The sequence below is a fragment of the Micromonospora sp. RTBAU3-60 genome (assembly GCF_054963695.1).
Window position 1 is genome coordinate 37,349 of the sequence record NZ_JBUEGB010000040.1, and the last position, 20,316, is coordinate 57,664.

Genomic DNA, 20,316 nt, shown 5'->3' on the forward strand with positions numbered 1-20,316 from the left:
GGAGCTCGAATAGAGGGAACCTTCGATCATCGCCTGCTCGGCGTCTCGTGGCCGTCCTCGCCGGCAGCCCCGGGTGGCCGGGAGCCGGCCCCGGGGCGAGGCTCGGCACGGCCCCGCACGAACGGCCGACCTTGGCTACGCTTGGCCCGCACGCCCGACAGGGACGGACCGTCGACGGACCACGGGGCCATGTTGAGGATCGACCGACTCCCCTGCGCGCCTGCCCAGGAGGGCATCTGGTTCATGGAGCGCGCCTACCCGATGGGCCGGGCCTACGCCGTCGAGGCATGGTGGGAGCTGACCGGCCCCCTCGACGCGTCCGCCCTCGATCAGGCCGTGCGGGACGTCGTCGGCCGTCACCCGGCCCTACGGGCGACCTTCCACGCCTCACCCGACGGTCCTCGGCAGCTCATCGGATCGACGGCCCACGGGCTTGAGCTGGTCGATCACGCTGACGAGCTGGCCTGGGACGGTCAGCGGCTGGACGAGGGCCCGTTGCTGCGCGCCCGGTTGCTGGCGTTGGCGCCTGACCGGCACCGACTGTGGATCGGCGTCCACCACATCGTCTGTGACGCCTTGTCCATGGCCATCGTCTACCGTGACCTCGGCGTGGCGTACCGGGCGCGGCTGGCCGGTGCGGCGGCGGATCTGACGGGCGACCCAGGCTACGCGGAGTTCTGCCGGAGCAGCAGGGTCACGCCGGAGCTGACCAGGCGCGCCGCCGAGGTCGCCGACGAGCTGCGCGACCTGCCCCAGCCCAGGTTCGGCCAGCCGGACGCCGTGGCCAGCCCGTACCTCGGCGACCTTTGTCACCAGCGGATGCGTGCACCTTCCCCGGCGCGGCTGGCGGCGTTCGCCCGGTCGCGTCGGACGACCGAGTTCGCCGTCCTGTTCGCCGCGTTCGCGGCCTCGGTGCAGCGGTTGTCCGGTCAGGACCGCTTGGTCGTCGCGACGCCGGTCAGCCTGCGTGAGGACGAGGAGCAGATGGACACGGTGGGCCTGCTGGTCAACACCGTGCCCGTCGTGGTCGACCTCACCGGCGAGCCCGGCGGGCTCACCGTCGACGAACTGTTGCTCCGGGTGCGCGCCGCGCTGCTGGCGGCGTTCGAACGCCGGGACGTGCCGCTCAGCGCCGTCGCCCGGCAGTCCGGCCAGGGTCAGCCGCTGTTCACGCTGATGTTCGGCGTGGAGGCGTTGACCACCCGGCTCGAGCTGAAGGGAGTCGAGGTCAACCCGCTGCCGACCACCGCGACGCACGCCCCGTTCGATCTGGACCTGCTGGTCGAGCGGGATCAGGACGGCTGGCGGCTGAAGGCCAACCACGCGATCGGCCCGCTGCCCCGCCGCCAGCTCGAACGCCTGCTGTCCACGTTCGCGCAGGCCGCCGCCGCGATCGTCGAGCTTCCCGGCGATCGTCCGGTAGGGCGGCTCTGGCCCGATCCCCCGGCGCGGCCGGTGCGTCCGCCCGCCGCACCGGCGTCCCCGCCCCGCGAGGTGGTCGGCGTGCTGGCCGCGGACCCGCGGACGCTGCGCGCCGGCCTGGCCGCGGCGTGGCGGCAAGGCGCTACGCCGGTGCTGCTGGACCCGGAGGACGATCCGATGCGGCTGGCCTGGCTCGCCGACGCGATCTCCCTGACCTCGGTGGTGGTGCCGCCGGGTGTCGGGGAGGAGCTGGCCGGCGTTCTGGACCGCCCGCTGCTGGCGCCCGCCACCGAGCCGCTCGGCGACGAACTCGGTGATCTGCTCTTCTACCAGGACGACGAGACCGCACTCCACTTCCCCGCTGCGGCCGTCGCCGCCCACGTGGCGGCTCGCCGCGACGCCGAGCCGGCGCTGCTGCCGGCGGCCTTCCTGCACGGTCGGGCCTTCGCCGCTCTGGCCGGACAGGTCTGCACCGTCACCGCCGAAGTGACGTCGGTGGCGCCCGGTGTGGTCGTCTACGGCGGTCGCCCGCGTCTGGCCGTGGCCGCCGCCGGCGGGGTGGTGCTGGGGCCGGGAGCCGTGGACGTGGTGGACGTGTCGGTTCTGGATGCCTCCGGTCGGCCCGCCGCCGAAGGTGTCCCCGGTGAGCTGGTCCTAGGGGGGCCGGGTGTCGTCGGTGAGCAACGCACCGGGGTGTCCGTCCGGCTGTTCGGCGAGGGTTGGGAACTCACGGGATGAAGTCGGCGACGGTGACCGCGAGCCCGGCCCTTCTCGCCTCGCCGAGCACCATCGCCCCGACCGCGAGGTCGAGCACCCCGAGGCCGAACGGGGACACCACCGTCGCGCGCTCCGGATTAAGGCTGACCTTGCCCCACAGCAGGGCGCCGATCGTCCCGTCGATGAAGTCCCGGCCACCGGTCAGCTGCTCGGCCAGATGTGGCGAGGTCTGCGCCTTCAGGCAGTGGTCGATGTCGTCGACGATGTTGTTGGTCCGTAGCAGCGTGTGCGGCTCCAGGTCTCGCAGGGACACGTTGAGCACCACCTGGCCGGGACGAAGCGGCACGTCGGCCGGGACGTAGGGACGGGCGGCGGTCGTGGCAAGCACGACGAGATCGGCCTGCATGGCGGTCGCCAGGTCGACGGCGCGTCCACCGGATTCCGCCGCGAACCGCTCGGCTCGGGGCCGTTCGGTGTCGTGGGCGAGCACCTCGGCCGCCGCCGCCCCGACGTGGTCCAGGTAGGCGGCGATCGCGCGGGCGATGACGCCCGTGCCGACGAAGGCCATGGTCCGCGGCACGCGACCGTCCTGCACGGCCGCCGCGGCGATGGCGGCCGAGGCGGCCGTGCGGGCCGCGCTGATCGCCGCGCCCTCGAGGCAGGCGATCGGTCGGCCGGTGGCGTAGTCGTTGAGGATGAGTACCGCCGAGGCACGCGGCAGGTTCCGGTCGTGGTTGCCGGGGAAGCTGCTGATCCACTTGATGCCCACCGTGTCGATGGCACCACCCACGTAGGCTGGCAACGCGATGATCCGACTGTCCGGCTTGTCCGGAAAGCGCAGGAAATAGCTGTCGGGGTTGATCGTCGCGCCGTCCTCGTGCAACTCGTAGGCGCGCGTCACCGCGTCGACCACCGCCTGCCGGTTGCTGCGAATGATGTCGTTCACCACACCGCCGGTGACGATGGCGAGTTCAAACACTGATTCGTTCCTCCTCGGTCGACAGCGACGGCCAGCGCTCGTTCACCCAACCGTCCGCGTAGATGGAGTCCACGTAGTTCTCGCCCATGTCCGGCGAGATGGCGACCAGTGTGCTGCCGGGCGTCAGGGACGCCTCGATCTGCTTCACGGCGGCCAGCACCGTCCCGGTCGATCCCCCGACAAGCAGGCCCCGACGCTGCGCCAGCGCGCGGCACATGCGCACGCTGTCCGCCTCGGCGACGACCACCTTGTCGAATCCGCCGTCGACGAACAGTTCGGGTACCCGGCTGGCGCCCAGGCCGGGAAGGTGGCGCTGGCGACTGGGACCGCCGAACAGCACCGACCCTTCCGCGTCGACCGCCACGATCCGGGTACGCGGGCTGTTCTGCCGGAAGTACGACAGGCAGCCCATCAACGTCCCGGTCGTGCCGGCCCCGATCATGAGAACGTCCAGCTGCGGGAACTCCCGATGGATCGCGGCGGCGGTCCGGCGGTGGTGGGCTGCCGGATTGGCGGGATTGGCGTACTGGTTGGGCCAGACCAGCCACGGGTCGCGGGCGAGCGCCTGCCGGATGTACTCGATCCGGCTGGCCAGGAACCCGGCGTTGGCGTCGCGTTTCGTGATGACCACGACGCGCGCGCCCAGGGCCTGGATGCGCCGCAGCGCGCCGGCGGTCGTGTTCGGGTCGGTCACGATGGTCAGGTCGTAGCCCTTGGCGGCGCACACCACGCTCAGCGCCACGCCGAGGTTTCCCGACGACGATTCGATGACGCGCATGCCGGGAGCGATGCGACCCTGCCGCTCCAGGCTCTCGATCAGCTCGACCGCCGTCTTGAGCTTGATCGAGCCGGCGGGGTTGAATCCTTCGAGCTTGAGCAGCACGCGTACGCCCGCGGCGAAGCTGGGCAGCTCCAGGAAGATGTCGTCGGTGACGATCTGCTCGGGGCTCTGGAATATCACTGCGGCTGCCCTTCCTCCGCGAGGCACGCGCGGCGGTTCGGTGTGGAGCGCCTGCGGCGCCGAGCTCCGCCGTCGGGCACCAGCTGATCCGACCACTGGCGGCGGGCTGGCCCGTGGCGGTGCGGTCGGGTCGCGGTGATCGCGGATGCGCGGCGCGCACCGAAACCTGGAGACGCCTCTGTGTTGCCAGCGCGCGGTCCTCGATCGGGACCTGGGGCACCGACCGCACCTCGTCGATCACCGGCGCCGCCGTCGCGCCAGCAGGGTCCGTCAGGCAAAGCTCGTACGGTGCACGGTGCTGATGTTGACGAGGATGCGCCCGGTGCGGCGCCGCTGCGCTTCGCGGATCACGGCGGCCAACTGGTAGCCGGTCTCCAGCGCGACCCGCCGCCCCTCGGTCTGTTCGAACAGGGTCGCCGCCGCTGAGGCCTCCTCCCGCGCGAAGCACATCGTCTCGACCAGTCCCCGGGCGTGGAAGTCCGCGACGGGCGCCGCCACGATCGTCGAGCCGAGCCCGCCGATGTAGTCCGACCCGAGCAGCCTGGGCAGGCCGTAGGTCTCCAGCAGCGGGTAGTAGCCGTGGTCGTCGATCGAGTAGGCGCCCGGCACCCCCTTGCTGACGATCGGGCACAGCTCCGACTCGGCGCACAGGATCTTCGGCCCGGTGCCGTCCTCGAGCCGCTGCACCAGGTAGGCCCCGGCAATGCCGAGCAGGTTGGCGCCCCCGCCGCAGCTGCCCACCACGACGTCTGGGGCCGCGTCGCCCAGTTCCGCCCTGGCCTCAAGGCCCGAGATGGTCTGCGGGGCGATGAAGTAGTTGTAGACACTGCCGAAGATGTAGCGGGCATCCGGAATGTCGAGGGTGTACTCGATGGCCCGGTTCGCCGACAGGGTCAGCGGGTCCCCCTCGGCGTCATCCACCACGACGACCTCGGCTCCCGCCTCCGTCATCATGGCCGTGCGGTCCGGTCGGGCGCGTACGCTCTCGGCGTCGATGAAGCAGATCGTGCGTACGCCGAAGGTGGCGGCCGCCCGGGCGAGCGCGACCCCCCAGTTTCCGGTGGTCTCCGTGGTGACCGTGCCCACTCCCTCCCGTGCGCAGTGGTAGGCGATCCAGAGCGCGCTGTTCATCTTGTGATTGCTCGACGGCGTGGCGCCCTCATCCTTGATCAGGATCTCGGTGCTCACGCCCAGAGCGGCGGCGAACCGATCGGCGCGGAAGATCGGCGTCGGCCGGTACGTGCGGTACGCCTCGCACAGCGCCGCCGGCACTTCGAAGGTCCGCTGCGTGGACAGCTCGATCTCCGCCAGTGTCTCCGGGAACACCTCGCATAGTCGACTTTCACTGATCGGCTCGCGGCTTCGGGGATCGAGGAGACGCCCCCCGGAGTAAGCACGCAGATTGAGCACCTCGTCGTTCATCGCGCCCCCGTGGATTGTTGCGTGTCGACGAATAATTGCGCCGAACTGTAGCCGCAGGTTCGTCGGTCCGCAACGCGCGAGGAGGAGCCGAAGCGGGGCGCGATCCCACGTGGACAAACCGCGGGCAGCATCCGCAGCTATAGATGTATATGATTGTCACGTTTCGGTGACGGCATCGACGGAACCCGCAGTCCGGGGTTGCCGCGACATGCCGGTGGACACCAGACTCATGCACTGTTGCGCCCGGAGGTAACGAGCGCAGAACGGGGAACAGATGACAAGCGGATCCGTCCGGCTGTCCGCGCCAGGAACGGGCGCAGCCGCGCCGGGCACTCGTGATTCGCAGGTTCTCGCCCAAGCCGAGGAGTTCCTGCGCGCCTACACCAGCGAGAGCGACATGCTGCCCGATCCGGGCCGGATCGGGGCCGTTCGGGAGCACCTCGCTTCCCGCCACCACTACGAGCACACGCCCGACGAGCTGCGGTACGGCGCCAGAGTCGCCTGGCGCAACGCGCTCGACTGCGTCGGCCGGGCCCACTGGCGACGGCTGGAGGTCATCGACGCCCGCGATGTCCGGACCACCGACGACATGTACGAGGCCTGCCTGAACCACCTCCGTCGCAGCACCAACGGCGGCAACATCCAGCTGGTGATGACCGTGTTCCCGGCGCAGCTTCCGGGTGCGGACGGCTTCCGCATCTGGAACTCCCAGCTGGTCCGCTACGCAGGCCACCAGACGGCCGGCGGCGACGTCGTCGGCGACCCCGACTGCCTCGACTCGACCGACCTCGCCAAGAGTCTCGGCTGGACCGGCTCCGGCGGCCCGTTCGACGTGCTGCCCCTGATGCTGCAGGCACCCGGCGGCCCGATCCGCTGCTACGAGCTGCCCGCCGACGCCGTGCTGCAGGTCCCGATCGTGCACCCGGACCTGCCCAGGCTGGGTGAGCTGGGCCTGCGGTGGTACGCCCATCCGGCGATCTCCAACCAGCGGATGGAGATCGGCGGGCTGTCCTACACAGCCGCGCCCTTCTCCGGTTGGTACACCGTTCCCGAGATCGCGGTCCGCGCCTTCGGTGACCGCAGTCGCTACAACCTCCTGCATCGGGTGGCCGCCGCGATCGGTCTGGACACCAGCTCTGATCGGCTGCTGTGGAAAGAACGCGCGCTGCTGGAGCTGATGACCGCGGTGCTGCACTCCTTCGACCAGGCCGGCGTGACCATCGTGGATCATCACTTCGCGGCGGCCTCGCTGACCCGCCACGAGGACCGGGAGCGCCGGCAGGGCCGCGACGTGTACGGACGGTGGCGCCGGCTGATCCCCCCGTCGGCGCCCTCGACGACGGAGACCTTCCACCGCCGGTACGCCGAGAGGATCGTGCTGCCGAACTTCTTCCCCCAGCCCGTGGTGCCGCCCGGCGGCGGCGCCGCTCAGCCCAAGCCGGAAGCATGAGTATGCCGACGACCGACATCCCGATCACCGTCGAGGCGGTGGCGTCCCACTTCCCCGAGCGTGAGGTCACCGTCGAGGACCTGGCCGACTACCTGGACCTCACACCGACCCAGGTGGCGCTGTTGCGCCGGTTCCACGGCCTCGATCGCCTGCGCTTCGACCCCGAGATGGACCTCTTCGATCTGCTCGTGCCGGCGGCGTCCGCCGTGGTGGACCAGGCCGGCGCGTCCGCTGACATCCGCTACCTCATCTATGTTCACGCCATCCAGGAGGTGACGCCGTCCTACCTGGACGCGGCGCAGATCCTGGCCGAGCGCCTCGGCCTGCAGCACGCTCAGGCGTTCGCCGTCACCCAGCAGTACTGCGCCCAGGCCGCCAGCGCGATCGACTTGGCCGGAGCGCTGCTGCGGGCCGAGCCCGATCAGCGGGGTTCGGCGCTGATCGTCGTGGGCGAGCAGTCCTTCACTCCCATGGTCCAACTGTGTTACCCGATGGGCCAGTTGCTCGCCGACGGCGCGGCCGCATGCCTGGTGACCGTCGACGGCGCCGGCGATGTCGTCCGCTCCTACGCCATGCGGTCCTACGGGCGCTACTGGGACGGCCTGCGATTGGAGGTCGAGCACCGCCAGACTGTCGATGAGCGGGTCGCGGCCCTCGCCTCCGTCATCGACCGGGCGCTGTCCGGCGCCGACCTGACTCTCGACGACATCGACCTGATCGTCCCGCACAACGTGAACCTGACATTCTGGCGCCAGGTCGCCAAGCACTTCGGCATCGAGCGCAGCCGCATCTTCCTGGGGAATGTGCCGCGCTACAGCCACTGCTTCGCCGCCGATCCGCTCATCAACTACGCGGAGCTGACGAACTCCGATCGGCTGGTCCCTGGCCGGCACTATCTGCTCGCGGCGACGGGCGTCGGCTCGACCTTCACCGCCTCGGTGATCACGCGTAGCTCAGCAGGATGATCCCGCCGAGCGGGTTGCCGCCGGTCCGACCACCCGGCATCGCCTATGGAACAGGAAGAGAGGCCATGGAGTTTGACGCCATCGTCGCCGCGATGCGAGATGCGCTCGGCGACATCCTGCGCCGGCCGGTCACGGACCTGACCGGCGACACCCGCCTCGCGGAGGACCTCCATCTGGACTCCACCACCAGCCTGGAGCTGCTCATGGGGGTGGAGGACCGCATCGGCATCTCGGTGGACCCCGACACCCTGGACATGGACGACTTCAGGACGGTCGGCACGTTCGTCGCCATGGCGCAGCGGCACCTGCCGGCGGCGCAGCGATGACGCTCGGCATCCGGGCGGCGACCGCGGTGCTGGCGGAGCCGGGGCAGCCCTACGAGTACCGGCCCGAGGAGCGGCGGTATCTTGCCGATCTCCTGCGACCCTTCGGTCAGAAGGTGGAGGAGGACCGGCTCAGCCAGGGCACGCACGTCAGCCACTCGGACCTCTTCGACCAGCTCATCGCCGGCGAGGCCGCCGAGAGCGTGACGGAACCCGACCTGGTGCTGGTCGCGTACGCGCTGCCTGACCTGCAGCCGTTCCACAGCGTCTCGTCCCGGGTCATGTCCCAACTAGGCGGGGTCGGGCGCAACATGGCCGTCAGCGAGCAGGGTGTCGCCGCCGCGTTCACGGCGTTGCAGATCGCCTCCGCTTACGACCGGCTGGGCCAGGCGGACCGGACGGTCGTGTTGATCCTTGAGCAGGCCACGCTGCCGGTCGACGACGACCTGGTCAAGCGGCTGCGGCCCGCCGATGCCGGCGTCCTGCTGGTCCTCGAGGCGTCCGCCGTGCCGGCACTCGTCTCAGTGGCCCCTGTCCCGCGCTCCCGGATCGCCGATGCGGTGGCGGAGCAGGTCAGGGGCGCCACCCTGGTGGTCAGCGGCGCGCACCTCGACATTTCCGCCGCGGGCGCCGACGTGCACCGCAGCGACAGCATCCCGACCTACAGCCTCGGGCCCTGGTTCGAGCTCGGCCGACACTGGTCGGCGTGGGCGGGCACGTACGACCGCCTCGTCCTGGCCGAGGCCGACCCCCGCTATCCCGACCGCAGCCACCTCGCGGTCTTCGACACCGGTCGCCTCACGTGACCGAGCTACGGTTCCAGGGCATCGGCGCGGCGGAGCTGGCCGAGCGCTTCGGCACCCCGCTGTACGTCTACGACAGCGACGTGCTGGCGCACAACTACCGCGCCGTCCGCGAGCGGCTGCATCCTGCGACGGACATCTACTACTCGCTCAAGGCGAACCCGAACGTCAGCGTGTGTGCGTTTCTGCACTCCCTCGGCGCCGGAGCCGAGGTCTCCTCGCACGCCGAGCTGATCACGGCGCTGGCGGCGGGCGTGCCGGCGGACCGGATCATCTTCCTCGGTCCCGGTAAGACCGGTGCCGAGCTGGCCGCCTGCCTGGAGCACGGCGTGCGGGCCGTGGTCTGTGAATCGTTGCGCGAGCTGGTCGAACTGGATCGACGAGCGACCCGTCCGCAGGCGGTCCTGCTGCGGCTCAACGCGGATCTGGCGAACAAGGGGGCCGGGCTGGCGATGGGCGGCCGGCCGCGCCAGTTCGGCATCGACGTCAACGTGCTCCGCCGCGAGCGGTCAGTGCTCGCCGGGCTGGCCAACATCCGGCCGGAGGGGGTGCACGTCTACCTGGGGACGCGCTACCTGGCGTGGCAGGACGTCGTGCACAACACCGAAGGAATCCTCGGGCTGGCGGAGAGCCTGGCGGACGAGGTCGGCCTGCCGCTGTCGATGGTGGACGTCGGCGGTGGTCTGGGCGTGGCGTACTTCGAACAGGAGAAGGACCTCGACCTCGACAGTGCGATCGCCGGGGTCAACGCGGCGATCGACGGCTTCGTGCGGCGCCGGCCGGACTGCCGGCTCATCATGGAGCTGGGACGTTTCCTCACCGCCACCGCCGGCACCTATCTGGTACGCGTCCTGGACGTCAAGGAGTCCATGGGAGAACTGTTCGCGGTGGCCGACGGAGGCACGAACCACCACCTGGCCGCGGTCGGGATCGGTAGTTTCGTCCGGCGGAACTTCCCCGTGGCGCTCGTCGCCGGCACCGGGACCGAACCGCTCACGTACAACGTCACCGGCCCGCTGTGCACGCCCAACGACCTCCTCGCCAAGCGGGTCACGCTGCCGGAGCTGCGCCCCGGCGACCTCCTTGGGGTGGGCCGGTCCGGTGCCTACGGTCCAACGGCATCACCGGGTCTGTTCCTCAGCCACGGCTTCCCGGCCGAGGTAATGGTCCACGACGGCATCGCCCATCTCGTCCGGGTGCGGGACACTCCCGCCTCGCTGCTGGAGCCTCAGCGCCTGGTTCCTTTCCCCACGTCGGCACCGCGATGACCACCCGCATCGGGATCGACCTGCTCCGCGTCGATGATCTCGTCGCACTGTCGACTCGCCCGTGGTTCCTGGCCACCACGTTCACGCCGGCGGAGCTGTCGTACGGGGAAACACTGACCGGCAGCCGACGCGAGGAGTTCCTGGCCGGCCGGTTCGCGGCCAAGGAAGCCGTCGCCAAGCTCCTCGGCTCCGGCTTCGGCGGCGGGGTGCGGGCTGCGCAGATCGAGATTGGGCGTACCGACGCCGGTGCGCCGCAGGTGACCCTGCACGGGGCTGCGGCGGAGGTCGCGCGGCGGCTCGACGTGGGTGCCGTGGCGGTGTCCATCGCGCACAAGCACGCCACGGTCGCCGCCGTCGCCATCGCCGGTTCCGGCGCCGGGAGTGGGGACGCCGATCACCAGTCCGCCGCCGAGCAGATCGCGGGGGCGATGGCCGCCGGCCTGGATCTGGAAGGGGTAGGCCGATGAGTCTTCTGACCACCCACCTGCGGTTACGGGTCGGCCAGGAACACGCCCACTACGGTGGCGACCTCGTCGACGGTGCCTTCATCCTGCGCCTCTTCGGCGACCTCGTGACCGAGGTGGCCATTCGCACGGACGGCGTGGAGGGACTGCTGTCCGGTTACGAGCGGGTGCAGTTCCTGGCACCGGTGCACCCTGGCGATTACCTTGAGGTGGAGGCGAGGGTCACCAGGATGACGGCGCTGCGGCGCGAGGTCGAGTGCGAAGCACGCCGGGTCATCGCCGCCCGGTACGCCGCCGCGGCTGCGGCCGCCGAGTTCCTCGCCGAGCCGGAGGTCGTGGCCCGGGCCACCGCCACCGTGGTCATCCCTTATGCGGTCGCTCGCCGCCGAAAGTCGGCCTGAGATGCCCGTTCTGCTGCACGACCTGCTGACCGAGGCCGCCACGGCCTGGCCGGAGCGGCCCGCCGTGAGCGCCGCCGGGCAGACCGCCACCTACGCCGAGCTGCACCAGCGCAGCCAGGCCATCGCCGCTCGACTGCGCCGTCTCGGCGTCCGCCGCGGCGACCGGGTCGTGGTGGCGGTCGGCAGCCACCTGCACCTGTTGCCGGCCCTGCTGTTCGCCGTGGCTCGGACCGGTGCCGTCTTCTGCGTGCTGCACGAACAGGTGCGCGGCGTCCCGCTCGAGCATGTTCTGACCGACAGCGAGGCCCTCCTGGTCGTCACCGACGACCCGGAGGTCCTGGCCGGCGCCGGGGCGGCCCAGAGCTGGCAGGAACTGCTCGCCGATGACGCGACATCCGGCCCACCGGACGGTCCAACGCCGTTGGCCGTCGACCCGGCCTGCATGATCTACACGTCCGGCACGACAGCGCTACCGAAGGCGGTCGTCAGCACCCACCAGCAGATGGTCTTCGCCGTTGCGGCGATCCAGTCGGTCCTCGGCTACCGCCATGACGATGTCATCTTCTGCGTCCTGCCGCTGTCGTTCGATTACGGCCTGTACCAGGTCTTCCTGGCCTGTGTCAGCGGCGCGCACCTGGTTCTCGCCGGCGCCGGCGCGGCCGGCCCCGCCCTGCTGTCGCAACTTGCCCGGCACCGAGTGACGGTGCTTCCCGCCGTGCCCGCGCTCGCGCAGTCGCTGGCCTGGCTGACTCGCCGGGCCCAGCGGACGCTCCCGCTTCGCCTCCTCACCAACACCGGTGCGGCATTGTCCACCGAGACGGTCAAGGCGTTGCGAGCCGCCCTGCCGGAGCTGCGCGTGCACCTGATGTACGGCCTGACCGAGTGCAAGCGGGCGACGATCATGCCGGCCGGCGGCGACCTGGAGCGGCCCGGTTCCTGCGGACGGGCCCTGCCCGGCACCGAGGTGATCATCGTCGGGGCGGACGGGCGCCCGCTGCCGCCCGGCGAAATCGGCGAGATCGTGGTGCGCGGCCCGCACGTCATGGCTGGTTACTGGCGGCGGCCGGAACTGACCGCCGAACGCTTTCCGCGCCGCGAGGGCTTGTTTCCCGAGCTACGCACCGGCGACTACGGCTACCTGGATGCGGAGGGCTACCTGCACTTCGACGGGCGGCGCGACGACATCTACAAGGAGCGCGGCTTCCGGGTCAGCGCCACCGAAGTCGAAGCGGCCGCCATGCGCACCTCCATGGTCAGCGCCGCTGCCGTCCTGCCGCCCGCGGATGGTCGACCCACTGTCCTCTTCGTCGTCAGCAACGCCGAGAGCCACGAGGTCCTCAGCGCGATGCGGGCCGTCATCGAGCCGTCGAAGGTGCCGTCGATGTGCGAGGTGGTCTCCGACCTGCCCCTCACAGCCAACGGAAAGGTCGACCGTGCCGCCCTGTGTCGGCTGGCGGGCGAGCTCAGGCGGTGAGGAGGACCTTGTACGTCACCTGCTGCCCGTCCTGCTCACAGACGTGTTCACCGGCCTCGGCGAAACCAAGCGACCTGGTCAACCGAAGGCTGCGCTCGTTCCACGCCTGCACCACTGCGCGCAGCCGGTCCGCTCGCCTGATGGTGCGGTAGTGGTCGAGAACCGCAGTGGCGAAATGCAGGCCGTGCCCCTGCCCGACGAGCGCGGGGTCCATCCCCACACCCACGTCGAGGACACCGTCGACGACGGGCAGCCCGGGCACCATGGCCTCCACGCCGGCGCAGCAGAACCCGACCAGCGGTCCCCCGTCGGCCCCCGCCACGGCGAGATAGTCCGGGTTGTCACTCATCAGGCCGTCCTCCGGCCGGGAGTCGTAGACCTTCCACGGACCGTCGTACCGCCACTGGGCGATCCGCTCGGCGTCGGCCACAGTCAACGGACGGACGATCAGCTTCTCCGGCCAAGGCGAGGTCACGTCGCACATCCTGCCTCCGGACGACCGGACCGCCAAATCGTCCGCGTGTCGCGGGGTCCCCGGCGAGCCGTCGGTCCGGTGTGCGGTTGGCGGCGACGTCGGCGGCTCCAGGCCCCCGGCCAGGACCGGGTCGCCACCGTCGGCCCCGTCCGTCGCCCGGGCGGTTCCCTCGCGGCGCGGCCGCGTCCCGCGCCAACGCACGGCGAACATCGCGTGCATCGACGATGCGGCGTCGCCGGCCGGTCATGAGCATCGGGCGGCGTGGTGTGGTCACCGACCGACTGAATCCGGGCGCCGGTCATCCACCTGTCGTGGAGACCGCTCAATGAGGAGGCATGGATGGCCGATTTCGGCAGCGACGCTCTGGTCGTCGTCCGCAACAACCTGGGGCAGTACAGCGTATGGTCGGCGGATTCCCCGACCCCTGAGGGGTGGCAGGGGGTCGGCGTGGCGGGTGACTGGGAGACCTGCGCCCGCGCGGTGGCCGAGCGGTGGCCCGACCCGACCGCTCCGCTGACCGGCGCGGCCACCGCGGGCGGCAACGACCTGCTCACGCTCTTCGCCGACGTGGTCGCCCGTTTTCCCGACCGGGCGGCGATCTCCGATGGCGACCAGCGGTTGACCTACCGCGACCTGGACGACCGGTCGACCATCCTGGCCGGCGAGCTGCGGCGCCGGGGCGTGCGGCCGGAGCACCGGGTCGCGATCTGGCTGCCTCGCGGGGTCGACGTCTTCGTGGCGATGCTCGGCATCCTCAAGGCGGGCGGCGCCTACGTGGCGATCGACACCCGGTTGTCGGAGGGTCGCCGCGATCTCATGATCAGGTTGAGCGGGACGAGCCTGGTGCTGGTCGATCCGGAGCGGTCCGGCTCGCTGATCGACGTCGAGGCCGAGGTGATGGGCTGGCGCAGTGCTCAGGCGGCGCCCGAACAGGGTGCCTGGGAGCCGACCGTCACGGCGGACTCCGCCGCCTGCGTCCTGTTCACCTCTGGGTCGTCCGGCACTCCCAAGCCCGTGGTGCTGACGCACGGCAATCTCGTCGGGTTCGCGGGCAACCCGGCGATGCCGGAGCTGTCCCACCGGGACCGCGTCGGCCACGTCTCGAGCCTGTCCTTCGACGCGTTCCACTTCGAGACGTGGTGCGCTCTCGCCGCCGGTGCGGAGGTGGTGGTCCTGCCGAGGATGTCCGAGCTCATCGGCATGGACATTCAGCGAGAGGTACGACGGCGTCAGATCACCGCCATGTTGGTGCCCACGATGGCGCTGAACCAGGTGATGCGCGAGGACAGCGAGGCATTCTCGTCGCTGCGGATCCTGCACACCGGCGGGGACGTCGTTCTGCCCGACGCCTGCCGCGAGCTGCTGGCCAGTTCCTTCGACGGCCGCTTCGTCAACCTCTACGGCCCGACCGAGGCGACCACCGCCTGCACGGCGTACGAGATCACCGAGGTCGGCCGCAGCGGTCGCAGCGTGCCGATCGGTCGGCCGCTGACGGGGGTTGAGGCACACGTCCTGGATCGGACGCTGCGGCCGGCCCCGGCCGGTGAGGTCGGCGAGCTCCACATCGCCGGTGTCGGAGTGGCCCGCGGCTACCTCGGCGATCCCGTGCTCACCGCGGCCCGGTTCCGACCGGATCCCTTCGGCCCCGCCGGGTCGCGCATGTACGCCACCGGGGATCTCGCGCGCTGGCGGGAGGACGGCCTGCTGGAGTTCGTCGGCCGGGTTGACGACCAGGTCAAGGTTCGCGGCTATCGGGTCGAGCCGGGTGAGGTCGAGAGCTTCCTGACCGGCTCTGCCATGGTCCGTCAGGCGGTGGTGACGGCCGTCGGGGACAACGAGGACCGCCACCTTGTCGCGGTCGTCGTCCCGGACGGCGACTTCACGGTGTCGGCGCTGCGTGACTGGGCGGTGGCGGAACTGCCCGACTACCTGGTGCCCGCCGCCTTCATAACCGTGCCGGAGATCCCGGCAAACGACCACGGCAAGCGCGACATGGGGGCGATCGACGACCTCATTCAGGACCACCGGCGTCAGCGGGCCGCCCACGTGCCGGTCAGCACCGAGGAGGAACGGTACGTCGCTCGGGTGTGGCAGGAGTTGCTCTGCGTCGAGCAGGTCGGCGCGGCCGATGACTTCTTCGATCTCGGCGGACACTCCCTGCTGGCGTTCCGGTTGCAGCGGCGGATCCGCCGCGACCTCGGCGTGCAGATCGAGTTGGCGGCCATCCTCGACAACAGCGGCCTGCGTGATCTGGCCGCGTTCATCGCGCAGGCGCGGAACGGCCGGGAGGTGCCTGCATGAATCACCAGCACCAGCCGTCCCACGCCTCTGTCCGCCCGACCGAAAGGGTGGTGGATCGATGAGCGACGACGCGCCCGCGATCGACCTGGCAGACGTCGACACGTTCGTCCGGGGCGAACACCATGCCCTGTTCGAGGTCCTGCGCCGCCAGGACCGACTCCACTGGAATCCGATGGACGGCGGCGGCTTCTGGGCGCTGACCCGCTACGACGAGGTGTCCGAGGCATACGTCAACCACAGCGTCTTCAGCTCGGCGAGGGGCGCCATGCTCGGCGGCTCCTTCCGCAGCGACTCCGACACGGCCGCGAACCGGATGCTCGTGGCGAGTGATCCACCGCGACACCGGCTGCTGCGACAGCAGATGCACGTCTTGTTCTCCCCGAGCATGGTCCAGCGGTGCGCGATGCAGATCGACGGCCTGCTACGTGCGGCCTTCGACCGGCTGACCGCCGACGGCGGCGGCGACTTCGCCCAGGACATCGCCATCGAACTGCCCACCGGGGCGGTCATGGTGATGTTCGGGATCGGTCACGCCGACGCCCGGCGGCTGGTCCTGCTCACCCGGCGCATGATCGGGTTCCGGGACCCCTTCTGGACCCAGGGGAGGGAGAGCGACCGGACCTATCTGGCGTCCGTGCAGGGCGAGATCTTCGGCTTCTTCGAGGATCTGATCGATGAGCGGCGCGGCCGGTCGGGTGACGACGTGGTCAGCGTCCTATCGCGGGCGCGGGTCAACGGGCGGCCGGCGCCGGTTGAGGACGTGCTCTACAACTGCATGAATGTCGCCGTCGGGGGCAACGAGACGTCCTCCTACAGCGCATGCACGGGGATGGAGGCGCTGATGCAGCACAGCGAGCAGTACGACCGGGTCCTCAAGCACGACAGGACACCTGAGACCCTCATCGACGAGGTGTTGCGCTGGAGCAGCACGAACGCCTACGTCCAGCGGGTGGCGACGCGGAAGATCGAGATGCGCGGCACGATCATCCAGCCGGGCGACTCGGTCACCTTGTGGAACGTGTCGGCCAATCGCGACGAGTCCCGGTTCCCGGACCCGCACCGCTTCGACCTCGACCGCAGCCCCAACCGGCACCTGACCTTCGGGGCGGGTATCCACCGGTGCATCGGCGCATCGGTCGGACGCGCGGAGCTGGAACGGGTTTTCGACCAGGTGATCCGACGCCGGCTGAGACTCGCGCCGGCCGCACCGGTGGTCCGGTTGCGGTCCAATTTCATCCTCGGCACCACCCAGCAGCCGGTCACAGTTCTCTCGGCGGCACCGTCTGACTGACACCGCAAGGGCACTTACGGATGTCGTCTCGTACACGACCTCGGGCGAAGCTGAGGACTCGGGTACGCCACTACCTGTCCGGGCTGCCGCTGGCGGTGGCGAAGAACGATCGGACGCTCGCCGTGGGCGGATCGGCCACGGCGAGCTGCATCATCCGATCCGGCTCAGTGCCAGTCGCTGATCCGCACATCCCGCGGCGCCGGTGCGCCCTCGCCAGTCTCCACCAGCGACTTCAGACTCATCAGGAACGTGCCCCACTTGGTGCTGCAGTGGTGCATGAACTCCACCGGCTCCTTCCAGCCCCGGTGCTTGAACAGCACGATCGTGTAGTCGCCGTCCTGGCGGAGGTCCCAGTCGATCGTGGTCCCGATCCACTCCTCGGGCCCGTCGACCACCCGCCACGCCACCCGCTCGGACGGCCGCAGCTCGACGACCTCCATGTCGAAGCCACCGACCGGGAACCGGAACTCGAGGACGCCGCCGACCTCGCCACTGCCCTTCGTGTCGTCGGTCCACCAGCCGGCGAGACCCTCGACGGTCGTCAGCGCGTCGTACACCGTCTCCGGCGTCGGGGTCTTGACCCCGACCCGGTGCAGAATGTCCACCATCTCGGCTCTCCCTGATCTCGTCAGTCTCGTTGTCAGTCCTGTTGGGTGCGCTGGATCGCCTCAGCGATCCGCTTGATCCGCTGCAGCCGGGCATCCCACGCCGAACCGACTGACGACAGCTGAGCTACCGCGCGGGCGAGCTGGGCGTCGTCCACGCGGTACCGCTTCTCCCGGCCCGCCGGCGTCGCCCGGACCAGCCCGACCCGGTCGAGGACACCGAGGTGCTTGGCGACCGCCTGACGGGTGACGGGCATCTGTTGGCTCAGCGTGGTCGCGGTGCCGTCCCCGTCGATGAGCAGCAGGTCGAGCATTCGACGCCGAGTCGGGTCCCCGATCGCGGACCAGAGGTCGTCGTCGATTTTCTCGGCCACCGCGGCGCTCATGGCCGCACCCGCAGCGTCGCGACGTACGGCGCCAGTCGCGGCAGAAAGAAGTCCCAGCCCTTGACGTGCTCCTGGTACTGCTGCTCCAGGACAGCGATCTCCCAGCCCATCTCGCGGAAGCCGGTCTCGGTCATCTTGAGCAGCGTCCCGCCGCGCGACGGGGTCAGGTTGAAGGTGACCAGCAGCGAGTTGCCCTCCGCCGCGGTCTCACCGGCCGGGTGGGTCCACCGGAACGAGAACATCCGCGGCGGTCGCGCGTCGACGACGGTGAACGGCACCACTCCCCCGCCGGCCTCGGGGTCGCCGAAGACGATCTCCCCCGCCGACCCTGGCGTCGGGTCGTACCGGGCGTCGTCCGGCCACCACTGCTTGAGGTGGTCGGGACTGCTCACCACCTCGAAGACGATCTCGGGCGACGCCTCGACGTAGATCTCGCGCTCGATGGTTCCGAACTCCATGACACCCTCCTGCAACGTTTGGTTGCGCATGACGTTACCCGGAAGGTCGGCATCACGCAACCATCAGTTGCGCTTCGGGGTATCAGACATTACGAGCTGGGCGGCAGATGGCGGTGCCGGTGGCGGCGCACACGTGCGCCGCCACCGGCGGGCCGCCTGGCGGGGCTGGCGGCTCCCGGGCGGCGGTCAACCAAGCCAGCGACCGTCGCGCATGAGGTGGCGTCCCCGCAGCTCGTTCGCCTCACGCCAGGCCTGGATGCGCCGCGGCCGGATCAGGAAGTACTGGTAGGGCTCGTCGAGCTCGCGCGGGTCGAAGCCGGTTTTGGTGGCGAACGCGTCGCCCGTCCCGGGGGCGAGGTCAGCGATGTCCACCGGCTCGGCGGTGCCGTCGACGATGACGACGTCGCGGGTCGGCCCGAGGCTGAGGCGCACCCGGCCGTCCGCCAGCAGGTTGCGGCCGGTCACCGAGGCGCGCGGCGTCGAGATGAGGAACGCGGTCCCGTCCCAGAGGTACGAGAGCGGGATGAGGTGGACGCCACCCGGGGAGCCCGACGTCGCGATCCAGAGATCAACGTCGCTCTCCAGTCTCGCGCGAGTGTCGCGCAGTCTCTCGTCAAGTCCACGCGGCGGCGCGCCCGTCATACTTCCTCCAGTCACTTCGTGGAGAGCCCGTCCGGTCTGGGGCGGGCTCCGTCGGTCATCGGTTGGTTCAGCGGGCCGTGGGCTTCGCGTACGCCACGGTCTCCAGCGCTTGGCCTTGCGGGTACCGGATTCTCGCAGCCGGCAGCGACACGTCACGGCGTGTGGGTGCCGGTGATACGGCCTCCCAGGCGAACCCGTCCGGGTCGGTGAACGGCCCGGCATCGCCACCGACCATGAGCCGGTGCGATCCGGTGCCGTCGGGAGCGACGCCGACGTCCTTGGCGAGGGCACGGCGCCGGTACAGCGTCAGCTTGACGTGACCCGACCCGGGCCCACGTCGAGGGTGACGGATTCGATGGATGTCAAGGAGATCACGCTAGTTGCGGCTCGGCGACCGACGCTTCGTGAATCCTGATCGGTCTCGTCACCTGCTTTGCCACACGCGGGGGCACCCCCGCCGCAGCTCCCGTTGCGCGCCGGTAGGCGCTGGGCGGCATGCCGACCAGCTCGGTGAAGCGGGTGTGTCGAAGATACCCAGCGTTGACATCCTCCCGGCCCTGAAGGGCCGGGAGTCTCACGGTCGCCCGTGAGGTTTCCTGTTTCATCGCCGGCTGCCTTTCCGGGAGGATTTTCCCTTGAGGTCTTACGTCAGCTCCGCAGGCGTTTTACCTCTCCGCCAGCCCGGCGGCGAGGATGTTCTTGGCAGCGTTGATGTCCCGATCGTGCTCAACCCCGCAACCCGGGCACGTCCAGACACGGACATTGAGGGCGAGCGCGGTGTTGATCCAACCACACCCCGAGCAGGTTTTGGACGTGGGCAACCACCGGTCAACGGGGATCACCTCACGCCCATACCAGTCGGCCTTGTACTCCAGCATCCTGCGGAACTGACCCCAGGCCGCATCAGAGATGACGCGGGCCAGGCGGCGGTTGCGGAGCATGTTGCGCACGCTGAGGTCTTCGATCGCGACCGTTTGGGTCTCACGGACGAGCCGAGTGGTCAGCTTGTGCAAATGATCCCGCCGCCGGTCGGCGATCCGGGCATGGATCCGGGCCACCTTCATTCGGGCCTTCGCCCGATTCGCGGAGCCCTCCTGTTTGCGGGCCAAGTCGCGCTGCGCCTTGGCGAGCTTGCGCCGGTCGGCCTGCCCGTACCGCGGGTTGGTCACCTTGCCCTGCTCGTCACTCACCCCGCTGATCGGGCGGGACAGGGTGAGCAGACTGGTGATCCCCGCGTCCACACCAACCTCGGCATCGACCGGAGTCATGGGCGTCACCGTGGGGTCCTCGACCAGCAGGGACACGAACCAGCGTCCGGCGGCGTCCCGAGACACCGTGACCGTCGACGGTTCCGCCCCCTCGGGCAGAGGCCGCGACCACACGATGTCCAGCGGCGCGGTCATCTTGGCCAGGGTGAGCCGGCCGTCACGCCAGCGGAACGCGGAACGCGTGTACTCCGCCGACGCTCGCGACTTGCGCTTGGACTTGAAGCGCGGATACCGGGACCGC

20 protein-coding genes are annotated in these 20,316 nt (G+C 70.2%); 11 read left to right on the top strand and 9 right to left on the bottom strand.

The window, feature by feature from the left end:
• Window positions 1–189: 189 nt before the first annotated feature.
• Window positions 190–2,160 (top strand): condensation domain-containing protein, encoded by a 1,971-nt coding sequence (locus tag ACY34I_RS28145; RefSeq protein WP_462758052.1) that lies wholly within the window; start codon window positions 190–192, stop codon window positions 2,158–2,160.
• On the opposite strand, the gene sbnB is transcribed toward ACY34I_RS28145, so the two are convergent.
• From sbnB to ACY34I_RS28160, 3 genes are all read right to left on the bottom strand, one after another.
• Entirely contained in the window at window positions 2,150–3,118 is a 969-nt protein-coding gene (gene sbnB, locus ACY34I_RS28150; protein WP_462758053.1) for a 2,3-diaminopropionate biosynthesis protein SbnB, read from the bottom strand. The two genes, ACY34I_RS28145 and sbnB, sit on opposite strands and share 11 nt — an antisense overlap.
• Window positions 3,111–4,079, bottom strand: coding sequence for a 2,3-diaminopropionate biosynthesis protein SbnA (sbnA, locus tag ACY34I_RS28155; RefSeq protein WP_462758054.1), 969 nt, complete (start codon window positions 4,077–4,079; stop codon window positions 3,111–3,113). The genes sbnB and sbnA overlap by 8 nt, the downstream gene beginning before the upstream one ends.
• 270 nt (window positions 4,080–4,349) lie before the next feature.
• Window positions 4,350–5,618: a pyridoxal-phosphate dependent enzyme gene (locus tag ACY34I_RS28160; RefSeq protein WP_462758055.1), complete on the bottom strand. Its 1,269-nt coding sequence runs from the start codon at window positions 5,616–5,618 to the stop codon at window positions 4,350–4,352.
• Between the two features lie 157 nt (window positions 5,619–5,775).
• Between ACY34I_RS28160 and ACY34I_RS28165 the strand changes: the two genes are divergently transcribed.
• The 8 genes from ACY34I_RS28165 (at window position 5,776) to ACY34I_RS28200 (ending at window position 12,649) form a co-directional block, all read left to right on the top strand.
• Window positions 5,776–6,951 carry a nitric oxide synthase oxygenase gene (locus ACY34I_RS28165; protein ID WP_462758056.1) on the top strand — a complete coding sequence of 392 codons (1,176 nt, stop codon included), beginning with the start codon at window positions 5,776–5,778 and terminating at the stop codon, window positions 6,949–6,951.
• Window positions 6,948–7,916, top strand: a complete 969-nt coding sequence (locus ACY34I_RS28170; RefSeq protein WP_462758057.1) for a 3-oxoacyl-ACP synthase III family protein — start codon at window positions 6,948–6,950, stop codon at window positions 7,914–7,916. The genes ACY34I_RS28165 and ACY34I_RS28170 overlap by 4 nt, the downstream gene beginning before the upstream one ends.
• 65 nt (window positions 7,917–7,981) lie before the next feature.
• The gene (locus tag ACY34I_RS28175; RefSeq protein WP_462758059.1) at window positions 7,982–8,242 is read left to right on the top strand and encodes an acyl carrier protein; all 261 of its coding nucleotides are present in this window, start codon (window positions 7,982–7,984) and stop codon (window positions 8,240–8,242) included.
• Entirely contained in the window at window positions 8,239–9,045 is an 807-nt protein-coding gene (locus ACY34I_RS28180; RefSeq protein WP_462758061.1) for a hypothetical protein, read from the top strand. The genes ACY34I_RS28175 and ACY34I_RS28180 overlap by 4 nt, the downstream gene beginning before the upstream one ends.
• Window positions 9,042–10,310 (top strand): alanine racemase, encoded by a 1,269-nt coding sequence (locus ACY34I_RS28185; RefSeq protein ID WP_462758062.1) that lies wholly within the window; start codon window positions 9,042–9,044, stop codon window positions 10,308–10,310. The genes ACY34I_RS28180 and ACY34I_RS28185 overlap by 4 nt, the downstream gene beginning before the upstream one ends.
• On the top strand, window positions 10,307–10,777 hold the full coding sequence (gene acpS / locus ACY34I_RS28190; protein WP_462758064.1) for a holo-ACP synthase: 471 nt from the start codon (window positions 10,307–10,309) through the stop codon (window positions 10,775–10,777). Before ACY34I_RS28185 ends, acpS begins: the two co-directional genes overlap by 4 nt.
• The gene (locus tag ACY34I_RS28195) at window positions 10,774–11,175 is read left to right on the top strand and encodes a hotdog fold domain-containing protein (RefSeq protein ID WP_462758066.1); all 402 of its coding nucleotides are present in this window, start codon (window positions 10,774–10,776) and stop codon (window positions 11,173–11,175) included. The genes acpS and ACY34I_RS28195 overlap by 4 nt, the downstream gene beginning before the upstream one ends.
• Before the next feature lies 1 nt (window position 11,176).
• On the top strand, window positions 11,177–12,649 hold the full coding sequence (locus tag ACY34I_RS28200) for a class I adenylate-forming enzyme family protein (RefSeq protein WP_462758068.1): 1,473 nt from the start codon (window positions 11,177–11,179) through the stop codon (window positions 12,647–12,649).
• Here ACY34I_RS28200 and ACY34I_RS28205 read toward each other — a convergent pair.
• Window positions 12,639–13,124 (bottom strand): GNAT family N-acetyltransferase, encoded by a 486-nt coding sequence (locus ACY34I_RS28205; protein WP_462758070.1) that lies wholly within the window; start codon window positions 13,122–13,124, stop codon window positions 12,639–12,641. The two genes, ACY34I_RS28200 and ACY34I_RS28205, sit on opposite strands and share 11 nt — an antisense overlap.
• 339 nt (window positions 13,125–13,463) lie before the next feature.
• Between ACY34I_RS28205 and ACY34I_RS28210 the strand changes: the two genes are divergently transcribed.
• The gene (locus ACY34I_RS28210) at window positions 13,464–15,425 is read left to right on the top strand and encodes an amino acid adenylation domain-containing protein (RefSeq protein WP_462758072.1); all 1,962 of its coding nucleotides are present in this window, start codon (window positions 13,464–13,466) and stop codon (window positions 15,423–15,425) included.
• Between the two features lie 58 nt (window positions 15,426–15,483).
• Window positions 15,484–16,716: a cytochrome P450 gene (locus tag ACY34I_RS28215; RefSeq protein WP_462758073.1), complete on the top strand. Its 1,233-nt coding sequence runs from the start codon at window positions 15,484–15,486 to the stop codon at window positions 16,714–16,716.
• Between the two features lie 164 nt (window positions 16,717–16,880).
• On the opposite strand, the gene ACY34I_RS28220 is transcribed toward ACY34I_RS28215, so the two are convergent.
• The 5 genes from ACY34I_RS28220 to ACY34I_RS28240 all read right to left on the bottom strand — a co-directional run.
• Window positions 16,881–17,324: an SRPBCC family protein gene (locus ACY34I_RS28220; protein WP_462758074.1), complete on the bottom strand. Its 444-nt coding sequence runs from the start codon at window positions 17,322–17,324 to the stop codon at window positions 16,881–16,883.
• A gap of 32 nt (window positions 17,325–17,356) precedes the next feature.
• Entirely contained in the window at window positions 17,357–17,707 is a 351-nt protein-coding gene (locus ACY34I_RS28225) for an ArsR/SmtB family transcription factor (protein ID WP_148804101.1), read from the bottom strand.
• Window positions 17,704–18,165 carry an SRPBCC family protein gene (locus ACY34I_RS28230; RefSeq protein ID WP_462758075.1) on the bottom strand — a complete coding sequence of 154 codons (462 nt, stop codon included), beginning with the start codon at window positions 18,163–18,165 and terminating at the stop codon, window positions 17,704–17,706. The genes ACY34I_RS28225 and ACY34I_RS28230 overlap by 4 nt, the downstream gene beginning before the upstream one ends.
• A gap of 186 nt (window positions 18,166–18,351) precedes the next feature.
• The gene (locus tag ACY34I_RS28235; protein WP_462758076.1) at window positions 18,352–18,807 is read right to left on the bottom strand and encodes a pyridoxamine 5'-phosphate oxidase family protein; all 456 of its coding nucleotides are present in this window, start codon (window positions 18,805–18,807) and stop codon (window positions 18,352–18,354) included.
• 665 nt (window positions 18,808–19,472) lie between these two features.
• Window positions 19,473–20,316, bottom strand: an 844-nt coding sequence (locus tag ACY34I_RS28240; RefSeq protein WP_462758077.1) for an RNA-guided endonuclease InsQ/TnpB family protein, incomplete at its 5' end; no start/stop codon positions are given.